This window comes from Streptomyces sp. 130 (genome assembly GCF_007096885.1).
GTDB lineage: Bacteria > Actinomycetota > Actinomycetes > Streptomycetales > Streptomycetaceae > Streptomyces.
Window position 1 is genome coordinate 1 of the sequence record NZ_VJNO01000011.1, and the last position, 13,388, is coordinate 13,388.

The 13,388-nt window shown below is 70.3% G+C and carries 10 protein-coding genes; all 10 read right to left on the bottom strand.

Annotated features, from left to right (window positions below):
* Positions 1 to 342: 342 nt before the first annotated feature.
* On the bottom strand, positions 343 to 1,761 hold the full coding sequence (locus FKN01_RS12135; RefSeq protein WP_143619504.1) for a GH1 family beta-glucosidase: 1,419 nt from the start codon (positions 1,759 to 1,761) through the stop codon (positions 343 to 345).
* Positions 1,762 to 1,793: 32 nt separating this feature from the next.
* Positions 1,794 to 2,801 carry an ABC transporter ATP-binding protein gene (locus tag FKN01_RS12140; RefSeq protein ID WP_143619506.1) on the bottom strand — a complete coding sequence of 336 codons (1,008 nt, stop codon included), beginning with the start codon at positions 2,799 to 2,801 and terminating at the stop codon, positions 1,794 to 1,796.
* On the bottom strand, positions 2,798 to 3,784 hold the full coding sequence (locus FKN01_RS12145) for an ABC transporter permease (protein WP_143619507.1): 987 nt from the start codon (positions 3,782 to 3,784) through the stop codon (positions 2,798 to 2,800). Before FKN01_RS12145 ends, FKN01_RS12140 begins: the two co-directional genes overlap by 4 nt.
* A 4-nt stretch (positions 3,785 to 3,788) precedes the next feature.
* A complete protein-coding gene (locus FKN01_RS12150; protein WP_143619509.1) occupies positions 3,789 to 4,769 on the bottom strand; it encodes an ABC transporter permease in 981 nt (326 codons plus the stop codon).
* Positions 4,766 to 5,827, bottom strand: a complete 1,062-nt coding sequence (locus FKN01_RS12155; protein WP_143619511.1) for an ABC transporter ATP-binding protein — start codon at positions 5,825 to 5,827, stop codon at positions 4,766 to 4,768. The genes FKN01_RS12150 and FKN01_RS12155 overlap by 4 nt, the downstream gene beginning before the upstream one ends.
* Before the next feature lie 23 nt (positions 5,828 to 5,850).
* Complete coding sequence (locus FKN01_RS12160) at positions 5,851 to 7,527, bottom strand: ABC transporter substrate-binding protein (RefSeq protein ID WP_143619513.1); 1,677 nt, start codon at positions 7,525 to 7,527, stop codon at positions 5,851 to 5,853.
* Positions 7,528 to 7,656: 129 nt separating this feature from the next.
* Positions 7,657 to 8,631: a LacI family DNA-binding transcriptional regulator gene (locus tag FKN01_RS12165; RefSeq protein WP_143619515.1), complete on the bottom strand. Its 975-nt coding sequence runs from the start codon at positions 8,629 to 8,631 to the stop codon at positions 7,657 to 7,659.
* A 345-nt stretch (positions 8,632 to 8,976) separates the two neighbouring features.
* Entirely contained in the window at positions 8,977 to 10,584 is a 1,608-nt protein-coding gene (gene cimA, locus FKN01_RS12170) for a citramalate synthase (RefSeq protein WP_143619517.1), read from the bottom strand.
* 338 nt (positions 10,585 to 10,922) lie between these two features.
* Complete coding sequence (locus FKN01_RS12180) at positions 10,923 to 12,008, bottom strand: branched-chain amino acid aminotransferase (RefSeq protein WP_143619521.1); 1,086 nt, start codon at positions 12,006 to 12,008, stop codon at positions 10,923 to 10,925.
* Between the two features lie 229 nt (positions 12,009 to 12,237).
* Entirely contained in the window at positions 12,238 to 13,275 is a 1,038-nt protein-coding gene (locus FKN01_RS12185; protein ID WP_143619523.1) for a 3-isopropylmalate dehydrogenase, read from the bottom strand.
* Between the last annotated feature and the right edge of the window lie 113 nt (positions 13,276 to 13,388).

A 13,388-nucleotide genomic window follows, 5' to 3' on the forward strand; every position in this document is an offset into this window, starting at 1 on the left:
GGTTAACCGGCGCTAACCGCGGGCGGCACGGACCGGGGGCGGTGCCGTGCGTCACGGCGGACGCGGGGGGGGGGGGGCGGCCGCCGGGGGGGGGGGGGGGGGGCGGGCCGGGGGGGGGGGGGGGGGGGGGGGGGGGGGGCCGGGGGGGGGGGGGGGGTGGGGGGGGGGGGGGGGGGGGGGGGGGGCGGGGGGGGGGGGGGGGGGGGGGGGGGGGGGGGGGGGGGGGGGGGCCCGGGGGCCCCCGCGCCGGTGCTGCTGTCGTGCTGTCTTGCCGTCCTGCTGTCTTGCCGTCCTGCTGTCTTGCCGTCCTGCTGTCTTGCCGTCCTGCGGGGGGTGTCGGGGTCAGGCGTCGCGGGTGAGCCTGATGGTGTCGCGGTACCACTTGGCGCTGTCCTTGAGCGTCCGCACCTGCGTGTCGTAGTCGACGCGGACGATGCCGAACCGCTTGTCGTAGCCGTAGGACCACTCGAAATTGTCCATCAGCGACCAGGCGAAGTAGCCCCGCACGTCCGCACCCCGGGCGCGGGCGGCGGCCACGGCGGCGATGTGGTCGGCGAGGTAGGTGGTGCGGTCGGCGTCGTGAATCCCGCCGTCCTCGGAGACGGTGTCGTCGAAGGCGGCGCCGTTCTCCGTGACGACCGTCGGCAGGCCGTAGTCCTCCTCCAGGCGGACGAGCAGGTCGGTGAGGGCGGTGGGCGTGATCTCCCAGTCCATGGCGGTGCGCGGCAGGTCCCGCTCGACCTGCCGGGTGACGGGCAGCCCGTCCGCGTCGGTGGTCGCGCCGTCCTCCGTGACGCCGGAGAACAGCGAGCCCCGGTAGAAGTTGACCCCGAGCACGTCCAGCGGCGTCGAGATCGCGGCCAGGTCGCCGTCCTGGACGGGCAGTTCGATGCCCTGGGCGGCGAGGTCGGCGACCACGTCCTCGGGGTAGGCGCCCTTGACGAGCGGGTCGAGGTAGAGCCGGGCGCCCAGGCCGTCGGCGCGGCGGCACGCCTCGGCGTCCTCGTGGCTGCCGGTCTCCGGGGTCGCGGTGCCCAGGTTGAGGGTGATGCCGAGTTCGAGGCCGTCGCCCCGGGCGGCGGACTGCTCGCGGAGGTACCGGGAGGCGAGTCCGTGGCCGAGGAGCAGGTGGTGCACGGCGTGGATCGCCTCGCCGAAGTTCCGCCGGCCCGGCGCCTGGCTCCCGTAGGCGTACCCGAGCATCGCGGAGCACCAGGGCTCGTTGAGCGTCGTCCAGTGCGTGACCCGGTCGCCCAGCGCGTCGTAGGCGAGCGCGGCGTACTCGGCGAAGCGGTACGCGGTGTCGCGCACCGGCCAGCCGCCCGCGTCCTCCAGCTCCTGCGGCAGGTCCCAGTGGTAGAGGGTGACCCAGGGGGTGACGCCCTTGGCCTCCAGCTCGTCCAGCAGGCGCTTGTAGAAGTCCAGCCCCTTCGGATTGGCCGGGCCCCGGCCGCCCGGCTGGACGCGCGGCCAGGCCAGCGAGAAGCGGTAGGTGTCGACGCCGAGGTCCGCGATGAGCCGCACGTCCTCGGGCATCCGGTGGTAGTGGTCGCACGCCACGTCACCGTTCTCACCGCGCACGACCATGCCCGGCACCCGGCAGTACGTGTCCCAGATGGACGGCGTCCTGCCGTCCTCGGCCGCCGCGCCCTCGATCTGGTACGCGGCTGTGGCGACGCCCCAGCGGAAGCCGGCGGGCAGGCCGGGCACGGCCCGGGCGGTGATCTCGCGGGCGTATGCCCGGGGGGTGACGAGGTTCATGGTTCTCCTGTGGTGTGCGTGGCCCGGGCTGCCTATGCGCGGGCGGTGGCCGGGACCTCGTGGTGGAGCCAGCAGGCCACCGAGCGGGAGCCGTCCGCCCCGGTCGCCGTGAGCACCGGGACGTGGGTGTCGCAGCCCTCGGTCTTCTTGGCGCAGCGGGGGTGGAAGGCGCAGCCGGCGGGCATCGCCGAGAGGTGCGGGGGCGAGCCGGGGATGCCGCTGAGTTCGCGGCGGGGTCCGTGCAGCGCGGGGAAGGAGTGCAGCAGCCCGGCGCTGTACGGGTGGTGGGGGTCGCGGTAGATCTCGGTGGCGCCGGCCTCCTCCACGATCCGGCCGCCGTACATGATCGCGATCCGGTCGGAGAACTCGATCAGCAGCGAGATGTCGTGGGTGATGAAGACGACGGAGAACCCCAGCTCCTCGCGGAGGCGGACCAGCTGGCGCAGGATCTGGCGCTGCATGACGACGTCGAGCGCGGTCGTCGGCTCGTCCATGATGACGATCTCGGGTTCCAGGGCGAGCGCCATCGCGATCATCACGCGCTGCCGCATGCCGCCGGAGAGCTGGTGCGGGTAGGCGCCGAGCCGGTCCGGGGAGATCCCCACCAGGCTGAGGAGTTCGCGGGCCCGGGCGGTGCGGTCGGCCTTCCTCATCTCCGGGCGGTGTGCCTGGAGTACGTCGGTGAGCTGGGCGTGGACCGTGTAGACGGGGTTCAGCGAGTTCATCGCGCCCTGGAAGACGAGGGACAGCTCCTGCCAGCGGAAGGCGCGCAGCTGGGCCGCCGACATCGCGAGCAGGTCCATGGCCTGGCCGTCGCGCCCGTGGTAGTGGACCTCGCCGCCGGTGATGACGCCGGGCGGGGAGAGGAGCCGGGTGACCGCGTAGGCCAGGGTGGACTTGCCGGAGCCGGATTCGCCGGCGAGCCCGAGCACCTCGCCGCGGTGCAGGGTGAGGTCGATGTCGCGCAGGGCGTGCACGGCGTCGGTGCCGGTCCCGTAGTCCACGTTGAGGCCGCTGATGGTGAGGACGGGCTCGCTCATGGGCGGGTCTCCTTGTGCGGTGCGGTGCCGGTGCCGGCGCGGGCCACCGGGGTGAAGCCGACGCGCATCCTGACCTTGCGGGAGCCGCCGGTCTCGGTGCGCAGTCGCGGGTTGACGAACTCGTCGATGCCGAAGTTGATCAGCGCGAGGGACATGCCGAGCAGGGCGATGCAGAGCCCGGCCGGGACGAACCACCACCAGGCGCCCTGGGCCAGTGCCTGGCTGGACTGCGCCCAGAACAGGACGGTCCCCCAGTTCCAGTTGGAGATGTCGGCGACGCCGATGAAGGCGAGGGTGATCTCGGAGAGGATCGCGAAGATGACCGTGCCGACGAAGCCGGAGGCGATGACGGCGGTGAGGTTCGGCATCACCTCGAAGATGATGATCCGCCAGGTCGGCTCGCCCGTGGCGCGGGCCGCCTCCACGTAGTCGCGGCGGCGCAGCGACAGGGTCTGGGCGCGCAGGACGCGGGCGCCCCAGGCCCAGGAGGTGAGGGCGATGACGAAGGCGATGAGCAGGTCGCCGGCGTCCGTGACGAAGCTGGCGATGATGATGATCAGCGGCAGTCCGGGGATGACCAGGAAGACGTTGGACAGCAGCGACAGCGCCTCGTCGGCCAGCCCGCCGAGGAAGCCCGCGGTCACACCGATCAGCACGGACAGGGCGGTGGCGAGGATGCCCGCGACGAAGCCGACGACGAGCACGCCCCGGGTGCCGACGAGAATCTGCGAGAGCACGTCCTGGCCGGTCTGCGTGGTGCCGAACCAGTGCGAACCGGAGGGCGGCTGCAACAGGTCCTGGCTCATCGTGTCGGGGTCGTACGGGGCGATCCACGGGCCTATGACCGCGATCAGCACGAAGAAGAGCAGGATGCCCAGTCCGACGACGGTCTTCCGGCCGCGCAGGAAGCGGAACTTGCGTTTGCTCGCTGCCGGGGTTTCGGCGGCGTCGAGTACGGCGACCTCGGATGCGGTGACGGCCACAGCCCTACGCCTCCCTTCGGGTACGGGGGTCGAGGAGCATGTAGAGGATGTCGGCGAGGAGGTTCGCCGCCAGGACGGAGAGCGTGATGATGAGGAAGATGCCCTGCATGAGGGGGTAGTCCTTGGCGCCCACGCCCTGGAAGAGCTGGTAGCCGATGCCCGGGTAGGAGAAGACCATCTCCACCAGGAGGGTGCCGCCGACGATGAAGCCGAGCGAGAGGGCGAAGCCGGAGATGTTGGGCAGGATCGCGTTGCGTGCCGCGTAACCGAACATCACCCGGCGCTCGGAGAGGCCCTTGGCCTGGGCGACCATGACGTAGTCCTCGCTGGACACCGTCACCATCATGTTCCGCATGCCGAGGATCCAGCCGGCGACCGCGCTGAGGACGATCGTGAAGCCGGGCAGCACCCCGTGGTAGAGCGCGCTGGAGATGAACGGCCAGTCGAAGGCGGGCACCAGCGAGTTGTCGTAGCCGCCGTCGGCCGGGAAGAGCGGCCACTTCACGGCGAACAGCGAGATCGCGATGAGCCCGAGCCAGAAGTACGGGATGGACGAGATGAAGGTGGTGACGGGCAGCAGGCTGTCCATCCAGGAGCCGCGCCGCCAGCCCGTGAAGACCCCGATGCCGGTGCCCAGCAGGAAGCTGATCAGCGTGGTGATGCCGACGAGCGCCAGCGTCCAGGGCAGCGACTGCGCGATGACCTCGCTGACCGGGGTCGGGAAGAAGGTGAACGACAGGCCGAGGTCGCCCTGGAACAGGTGCGCCCAGTAGTCGGTGTACTGCTCCCAGATCGACTGCTTCTCGTCGAGGCCGAAGAGGGCCTTCAGCGAGTCGATGGCGCTGGTGTCCAGCTGGCCCTGGAAGCGGGCCATGAGCGCCTGGACCGGGTCGCCGGGCATCAGGCGCGGGATGAGGAAGTTGATCGTGATCGCGGCCCAGGCCGTGACCAGGTAGAAGGCGAGCCGTTGGAGCAGGAACTTCACTTCGCAGCCTCCTTCTCGTGGTCGTCGGTGGGGGCGGTGCCGGTGCCCTCGTAGAGCCAGCAGGCGGCCCACTGGCCGTCGGCCAGGTCGAACCGGGGCGGCAGCTCGGTGCGGCAGCGCTCCATCGCCTTCGGACAGCGGGGGTGGAAGCGGCAGCCGGCGGGCGGGTCGATGAGCGACGGGGGCTCACCGGTGCCGGCGTCCTCCGGCTCGTCCTCGTCACCCGCCCGGTCGGGGTGCGGCGCCGAGGCGATGAGCAACTGGGTGTAGGGATGGGCGGGGCGCTGGGTGACGGTCTCGCTGTCCCCGCCCTCGACGATGCGGCCCGCGTACATCACCAGGGTGGTGTCCGCGAAGTAGCGGGCGGACGCGATGTCGTGGGTGATGTAGAGGATCGCGAGGTGGAGCCGGTCCTTGAGGTCCTTGAGCAGGTTGAGCACCCCGAGCCGGATGGACACGTCCAGCATCGAGACCGGCTCGTCGGCCAGCAGGACCTGGGGGTCGGCGCCGAGCGCGCGGGCGATGGCCACGCGCTGGCGCTGACCGCCCGACAGCTCGTGCGGGAACTTGTCCAGGTACTGATGAGGAGGAGTCAGCTGGACGCGGTTCAGCAGAGCGGTCAGGTTCTGTTCCAGTTCCGCCTCGCCGCTGCCCGCCCGGCCGTGGATCTTCAGCGACCGGGTCAGGTGGTAGCGCACGGTGTGCACGGGGTTCAGCGAGGCGAACGGGTCCTGGAAGATGAGCTGGACCCGGCGTACGTAACTGCGGAAGGACCGGCCACGTCCGGCCTTCACCGGCTGCCCGTTCAGGTGGATCTCGCCCGAGGTGAGCGGATACAGCTGCGCGAGCAGTCTGGCGACGGTGGACTTCCCGGAGCCCGACTCCCCCACCAGTGCCGTGACGCTGCCGCGCCGCAGTCGCAGCGAGACGTCGTCCACGGCGTGGACGGTACGGCGGGTGCGCGCGAGGAGGTCGCGGGCGTTGCGCCGCACGGCGAAGTGCTTGGTGACTCCGCGTGCTTCGAGCACGATGTGGTTGTTCGCTGGCTGTTCAGACATGGCCGGTACCTGATCCCTGCGTACTACTTGGCGGGCTTGAGATTCAGCACGACTTCCAGCGAGGTGCGCTGGGTGTGCTGCGGGTCCGCGTACGGGTCGTCCTCGGTGGGCCAGCCCACCCAGTTCTTCGTGGAGTACTCCGCCCCGATGGGCGCGGCAGCGGTCGGGACCATCGGCACCTGCTCGACCATGATCTTCTGGAGGGTGTTCATCGCCTCGGTGCGGGCGGTGTCCGTGGTGGCCTGCGCGAAGTCCTTCAGCGCCTCGGTCGCCTCGGTGCTCTTGAAGCGGCCGAAGTTGCCGGACTGGGAGGGCTTGCCGATGGGCTGGAGCAGGGCGCCGTCCATGATGTTCTGGTACATGTCGTACGGGGTGGCGCCGCTGTTGGTCCAGTGCAGGGTGGCGTCGAAGTTGCCGTTGGCGACGTCCGCGCCCCAGGCGTCCGCGGTCTGCGTCTTGACCTTGGCGTCGATGCCGATCTTCTTGATGTTGTCCTTGATGATCGACAGGCCCGTGATGTAGTCGTTCCAGCCGGCCGGGTCGGTGAACGTGAGCTTCACCGGCTTGCCGTCCGGGTCCTTGAGGACGCCGCCGCTGAGCGTGAAGCCGGCCTTCTCCAGGACCTTCTTGGCGCCCTCCACGTCCGGCGTGGTGGTGGCGTTCTTGTAGTCCGGGGCGATGAAGGACTCACCGGCCGGCAGCGGGATGCCGGTGGGGTTGGTGATCTCCGGGTAGAGCGTCGCCTCGGCCTGGGTGTAGATGGCCTTGCGGTCGATGACCATCGCCATGGCCTTGCGGAGCGCCGGGTCGTCGAACGGCTTGCGGGTGGTGTTGAACCAGAGGCCGTGGATGCCGAGGCCGGAGGGGAACCACAGCTTGTGGTTCTTCGGGTCCTTGTCGATGAACAGCTTCTTGAAGTCCGGCATGAAGACGAACGACCACTCCAGCTTGCCGCTGGCCAGCGCGGTGGTCGCCGCGTTGTTGTCGTTGTACGTGCTGTAGCGCAGCTCCTTGACCTTGGTCGAGCCCTTCCAGTAGGTGGGCGTCGCGGTCAGCGTGGTGGTCTGCGGTGTGAAGGTCTTCAGCTTGTACGGGCCGGAGCCGACGGGCGCCCGGTTCGGCCAGGTCTCCGGGTTGTCGACCTTCTCCCAGATGTGCTTGGGCACGATGAACTGCTGGAGGATCTTGTTCTGGTTGACGTACTGCGAGGCGTTGAAGGTCAGGACGACCTTCTTGTCCTTCACCTCGACCCCGCCCCACTGGATGCCGTCGGCGTTGAGGGCCGGGTGCTTCTTCAGCAGGTCGAAGGTGAACGCCACGTCGTCGGCGGTCAGCGGCTTGCCGTCGGCCCACTTGGCGCGCTCGTCGATGGTGAGGGTGACCTTCGTGAAGTTGAGGTCCCACTTCCAGTCGGTCGCCAGCCACGGGTCGGGCTTGTCGGCGGGCCGGATCTGGCTCACCATCGCCAGCGGCTCGTAGATCATCCAGCGGTAGCCGAGGGTGGCGCCGGCCGAGGTGTTGAGGAACGGGTTGCTGTTGTTCGTCTGCGGCCCGTCCGGCTTGCCGATGTTCAGGACGCCCGTGGCGGCACCGCCGTTGTTCTTGTTGTGGTTCGAGTTGGCCGAGGAGCAGCCTGCGGCGAGTGCGACCACGGCGGTGGCGAGCGCGGCGGCTCTCAGCGTGTGACGGCGTGCGGACATAACGACTCCAGGAGGGACTGGCGGGTCTGTGGATTCCGGAAACGGGCAGCGCTGGGCGCGCCTTGGTGCGGGCGTTGCGCGTGCGGTGGTGCGGGTGCGGGGTGTGGGCCTGGGGGGTGCCGTTGTCCGCTAGGGCGCCGAGTGGCGCACGACCAGTGTGGTGGGGAGCACGACCGGGGTTTCCGGTGCGGGCGTGCCGCCGAGGTGGGAGAGGAGCATCCGTGCGGCCGTCTCACCCATCTGCCGGGTGGGCTGGCGCACGGTGGTCAGGGGCGGTTCGGTGTGCTCGGCCATCGGGATGTCGTCGAAGCCGACGATCGCGATGTCCCCGGGCACGGTCTTCCCCGCGGCGCGCAACGCCCGCAGCACACCCGCCGCGGTGATGTCGTTGTGCGCGAAGACCGAGTCGAACTCCGTGCCCGAGGCGAGGAGTTCCTCCACCGCGAGGCGGCCGGAGCGTTCGGTGAAGTCACCCGGGACGACGAGGTCCGTGGGGAGGACCGAGACGAATCCGGCCGTCCGGTCGCGTACGCAGCCGAAGTGCGGGGGGCCGGTGATCACGACGGGCCTGGTGCGGCCGGCGTCCCGCAGATGGCGGGCGGCCGACGCGCCTCCTTCGTGGTTGGTGGTCACGACGGAGGGGAATTCGGGGTGGTGGCCGCGGTCGTCGATGAGCACGATCGGCAGGCCGCCGCGGTGCAGCTCCGTGAGGTGCTCCAGGGTGTTCTCGGGTTCCACCACCACCAGGCCGTCGAAGGCCCGCGCCGACACCTGGCTGGTGAAGCGCTCCACGGACTCGGCCCCGCGGTTGCAGGTGAACAGCAGCAGCCCGTAATCGGCGGCCTCGACGGTGTCGACCACGCCCTGGAGCAGCTCGCCCATCCAGGGCCAGGTCAGCGAGGGCACCAGCATGCCGACCGTACGGCTGCTGCCGCGGGCCAGTCCGACGGCGCCCGAGCTGGGCACATAGCCGAGCTGCGCGATCACTTCACGGACCCGCGCGGCCGTCGAACCGTCCACCTCGCCCTTGGTGTTGATGACCCGGGAGACGGTCGTCTTGCTGACGCCGGCCTCGCGGGCGACATCAGCGATGGTGACGCGCATCGGGGGCCTCCAGGACACGACGGGACAGTGGGAACGGCCGCAACGGCCGGCGGTGGAACCGGTACCGCAACCGGTTCCGGAACCGGTACCGGCGTTGGTGGCGTGAGTTAACCCCGCTGGAACACGGCGGTCAATACTTCACGTCGAGATTGGTCCGTACCCATCTGATAACGAGGAGAACACGGTCCATTCGTTCAATTCCTGAACGCGCAGACCTCTTGACGCGGGCGTCCCGCATCCCGTTCACTCGGTGCCCGTACGGGGTCGTACACGCGAACGCCCCCGCCCGCCCTGCCTGTTGAGGCGGGCGGACGGGGGCGGGCGGGTGCCGGTCCGGGCGGGGCGTCAGTCCGTCGGTTCGACGCCTGCGCGCAGCAGGCCGTAGGTGTACGCGTCCTCCAGTGCCTGCCAGGACGCGGAGATGATGTTCTCGGCGACCCCGACGGTCGACCACTCGGCGGTCCCGTCGCCGGTGGTGATCAGGACGCGGGTGGTGGAGTCGGTGCCGGTGCGGCCCTCCAGGATGCGGACCTTGTAGTCGGTCAGCTCCAGCTTGGCCAGCTGCGGGTAGATCCGTTCCAGGGCCACGCGCAGCGCCCGGTCCAGGGCGTTGACCGGCCCGTTGCCCTCGGCGGTGGCGACGATCCGCTCGCCCTTGGCCCACAGCTTCACGGTCGCCTCGTTGGCGTGGCTGCCGTCGGGGCGGTCCTCCACGATGGCCCGCCAGGACTCGGTACGGAAGTAGCGGCGTACCCGGCCCTCCGCCTCGGCGCGCAGCAGCAGCTCGAAGGAGGCGTCGGCGGCCTCGTAGGTGTAGCCCCTGAGCTCGCGCTCCTTGACCCGGGCGACGACCCGGGCGACCAGCTCCCGGTCGCCGCCGAGGTCGATGCCGAGCTCGTCGCTCTTCAGCTCGATGGAGGCCCGCCCGGCCATGTCGGAGACCAGCATCCGCATGGTGTTGCCGACCAGGGCGGGGTCGATGTGCTGGTAGAGGTCCGGGTCGACCTTGATCGCGGAGGCGTGCAGCCCGGCCTTGTGGGCGAAGGCCGAGACGCCGACGTACGGCTGGTGCGTGGAGGGGGTGAGGTTGACCACCTCGGCGATGGCGTGCGAGACCCGGGTCATGTCGGCGAGGGCGCCCTCGGGGAGGACCCGCTTGCCGTACTTGAGCTCCAGCGCGGCGACGACCGGGAAGAGGTTGGCGTTGCCGACGCGCTCGCCGTAGCCGTTGGCGGTGCACTGGACGTGCGTGGCGCCCGCGTCGACGGCGGCGAGGGTGTTGGCGACGGCGCAGCCCGTGTCGTCCTGGGCGTGGATGCCGAGCCGGGCGCCGGTGTCCGCGAGGACCGTGGAGACGACGGCCTGGATCTGGGCGGGGAGCATGCCGCCGTTGGTGTCGCAGAGGATGACCACGTCGGCGCCGGCCTCGGCGGCGGCCTTGACGACGGCCTTGGCGTACTCGGGGTTGGCGCGGTAGCCGTCGAAGAAGTGCTCGCAGTCCACGAAGACCCGGCGGCCCTGCTCGCGGAGGTGGGCGACGGTGTCGCGGACCATCTCCAGGTTCTCCTCCAGCGTGGTGCGCAGCGCGAGCTCCACGTGGCGGTCGTGGGACTTGGCGACCAGCGTGATCACCGGGGCGCCGGACTCCAGCAGCGCCTTGACCTGGGGGTCCTCCGCGGCGGTGCCGCCCGCCCTGCGGGTCGCGCCGAAGGCGACCAGCTCGGCGTTCTTGAACTCGATCTCCTGGCGGGCGCGGGCGAAGAACTCGGTGTCGCGGGGGTTGGCGCCGGGCCAGCCGCCCTCGATGAAGCCGACGCCGAACTCGTCCAGGTGCCGGGCGATGGTCAGCTTGTCGGCGACCGTCAGGTTGATGCCTTCACGCTGTGAACCGTCGCGCAGCGTGGTGTCGAAGACATGGAAGCTGTCGTCGGTGGGCTTGGCCTTGGTGGTCATTGCTGGTCTGACTCCTGTCGGATGAGTGGATCCTGACGGTCTGGCTCCACTTGCCCCCATCATCCCGTGCGCCGCGTTCCCGGCCGGGGTGGAGGCCGGAAAACAAAAAACCCCTCGCGGGTGCGAGAGGTCTGCGCGCGGGTCTGGGGCACGGTGGCCGTTCCGCACGTGGTGGTACGGGACGGTCACTGCGGACCGGCGCGCCTGCTGCCAATAATCATGACGGACGAGGGCACGGCAGCAGTCTGGCACAGGACCGCCGCCGTGAACCGCCCGTCTCAGGATTCGGGCGCGCGAAGAGCCCCCGGCGAGACACCGGGGGCTCTTCGTACGGGTGCTCACGCCAGGGAGTGCATCCAGCCGTGGGTGTCCTCGGCGGTGCCGCGCTGGATGTCGAGCAGGCGCTCGCGCAGCTTGAGGGTGACCGGGCCGGGGGTGCCGTCGCCCTGGGTCCACTCGCCGCCCGCGCTCTTGACCGTACCGACGGGGGTGATGACGGCGGCGGTGCCGCAGGCGAAGACCTCGGTGAGGGTGCCGGCTGCGGTGTCCTCGCGCCACTGGTCGATGGAGACGCGGGCCTCCTCGGAGGTGTAGCCGAGGTCGCCGGCCAGCGTGAGGAGCGAGTCCCGGGTGATGCCGGCGAGCAGGGAGCCGGTGAGGGACGGGGTGACGATCCGGTCCCCGTACACGAAGTAGAGGTTCATGCCGCCCAGCTCCTCCACCCACTTGTGCTCGACGGCGTCGAGGTAGGCGACCTGGTCGCAGCCCTTGGCGGCGGCCTCGGCCTGGGCGAGGAGGGAGGCGGCGTAGTTGCCGCCGGTCTTGGCGTCGCCCATGCCGCCGGGGACGGCGCGGACCCGGTCCTCGGAGAGCCAGATGGAGACGGGCTTCACACCGCCGGGGAAGTAGGCGCCGGCCGGCGAGGCGATGACCAGGAACAGGTACTCGTTGGACGGGCGCACGCCGAGGCCGACCTCGGTCGCGATCATGAAGGGGCGCAGGTAGAGGGACTCCTCGCCGCCGTGGGCCGGGACCCACGCCGCGTCCTGCTGGACGAGCGCGTCGCAGGCCGCCACGAACGTCTCGACGGGCAGCTCGGGCATGGCGAGGCGGCGGGCGGAGGCACGGAAGCGCTCGCCGTTGGCCTCGGGGCGGAAGGTGGCGACGGAGCCGTCGGGCTGGCGGTACGCCTTCAGGCCCTCGAAGATCTCCTGGCCGTAGTGGAGCGTCATGTTGGCCGGGTCGATCGACAGCGGCGCGTACGGCACGAGCTGGGCGTCGTGCCAGCCGCGGCCTTCGGTCCACTTGATCGTCACCATGTGGTCGGTGAAGTAGCGGCCGAATCCCGGCTTGGCCAGGATCGCCTCGCGCTCCGCGTCGGACAGCGGGTTCGAGGAGGGCTTGAGCTCGATCGTGGTCGTCATGAGTGCGTGTCCTTCACCGTGATGTGTGTGTGGGACCGCGTGCACGCCTTCAAGTGCTAGGACGTCCGAGCTTCGCAGCGAGCCACGGCCCCGTTCGATTATCGCTCGAAGGCTGCCGTGCACGAAATGACGTGAATGCGGTCCAGGGTTCGATGGTGACACCCGGGGCCGCGCAGGTGAAGCCGCCGGGTGCCTCTGCGACCCGGCGGCTTCTGTGGGAGTCGTCGGGTCAGCCCGCTACGCGTACCGCGAGGGCGTCGCCGATCTCATCGGTCGTACGGGCACTGTCGCGCTCCGCGAGGTCGGCGGAGACGGCGTCCTCGATGCGCACGGCCTCGGCCTCGTAGCCGAGGTGGCGCAGCAGGAGGGCGACGGAGAGGATCGTGGCGGTCGGGTCGGCCTTGCCCTGCCCCGCGATGTCGGGGGCGGAGCCGTGGACCGGCTCGAACATCGACGGGAAGGCGCCCGTCGGGTTGATGTTGCCGGAGGCGGCCAGGCCGATGCCGCCGGAGACGGCCGCGGCGAGGTCGGTGAGGATGTCGCCGAAGAGGTTGTCGGTGACGATGACGTCGAAGCGCTCCGGCTGCGTGACGAAGAAGATCGTCGCGGCGTCGACGTGCAGGTAGTCGGTGGTGACCTGCGGGTACTCCGCGGCGACCTTGTCGAAGATGTTCTTCCAGAGGTGGCCCGCGTACACCAGGACGTTGTTCTTGTGGACCAGCGTCAGCTTCTTGCGGGGGCGGGCGGCGGCGCGCTCGAAGGCGTCCCGGACGACCCGCTCGACACCGTGGGCGGTGTTGAGGCTGACCTCGGTGGCGACCTCGTGCTCGGTGCCGGTGCGCAGCGAGCCGCCGTTGCCGGTGTAGGGGCCCTCGGTGCCCTCGCGGACGACGACGAAGTCGATGTCCGGACGGCCGGCGAGGGGCGTCTCGGTGTTCGGGAAGAGCTTCGACGGCCGCAGGTTGATGAAGTGGTCGAAGGCGAAGCGCAGCTTCAGCAGCAGCCCCCGTTCCAGGACGCCGGAGGGCACGGACGGGTCGCCGATGGCGCCGAGCAGGATGGCGTCGTGCCCCTTGAGGGCGTCGAGCTCCGCGTCGGGGAGGGTCTCACCGGTGCGGTGCCAGCGCTGGGCGCCAAGGTCGTACTCCTTGGTCTCCAGCTTCACATCCTGCGGGAGAACAGCGTTGAGGACCTTGAGGCCCTGGGCCACGACCTCCTGGCCGATACCGTCACCGGGGATCACTGCGAGATTGATGCTGCGAGACATGGTGGCACCCTACTGCTCGTCCCACCCCATGACACGTCACGTCCACCATGCGGACGTGGGGGCAGCTGTACGTGTATCGGTCTTTCGTTCGAGGGGGCGCCGGCCGGCCGGCG

What these genes read in the sequence shown, in the direction of transcription:
- FKN01_RS12135 (WP_143619504.1), bottom strand. Translation starts at nt 1,761, where the DNA reads ATGAACCTCGTCACCCCCCGGGCATACGCCCGCGAGATCACCGCCCGG.
- FKN01_RS12140 (WP_143619506.1), bottom strand. Translation starts at nt 2,801, where the DNA reads ATGAGCGAGCCCGTCCTCACCATCAGCGGCCTCAACGTGGACTACGGG.
- FKN01_RS12155 (WP_143619511.1), bottom strand. Translation starts at nt 5,827, where the DNA reads ATGTCTGAACAGCCAGCGAACAACCACATCGTGCTCGAAGCACGCGGA.
- FKN01_RS12160 (WP_143619513.1), bottom strand. Translation starts at nt 7,527, where the DNA reads ATGTCCGCACGCCGTCACACGCTGAGAGCCGCCGCGCTCGCCACCGCC.
- FKN01_RS12165 (WP_143619515.1), bottom strand. Translation starts at nt 8,631, where the DNA reads ATGCGCGTCACCATCGCTGATGTCGCCCGCGAGGCCGGCGTCAGCAAG.
- cimA (WP_143619517.1), bottom strand. Translation starts at nt 10,584, where the DNA reads ATGACCACCAAGGCCAAGCCCACCGACGACAGCTTCCATGTCTTCGAC.
- FKN01_RS12180 (WP_143619521.1), bottom strand. Translation starts at nt 12,008, where the DNA reads ATGACGACCACGATCGAGCTCAAGCCCTCCTCGAACCCGCTGTCCGAC.
- FKN01_RS12185 (WP_143619523.1), bottom strand. Translation starts at nt 13,275, where the DNA reads ATGTCTCGCAGCATCAATCTCGCAGTGATCCCCGGTGACGGTATCGGC.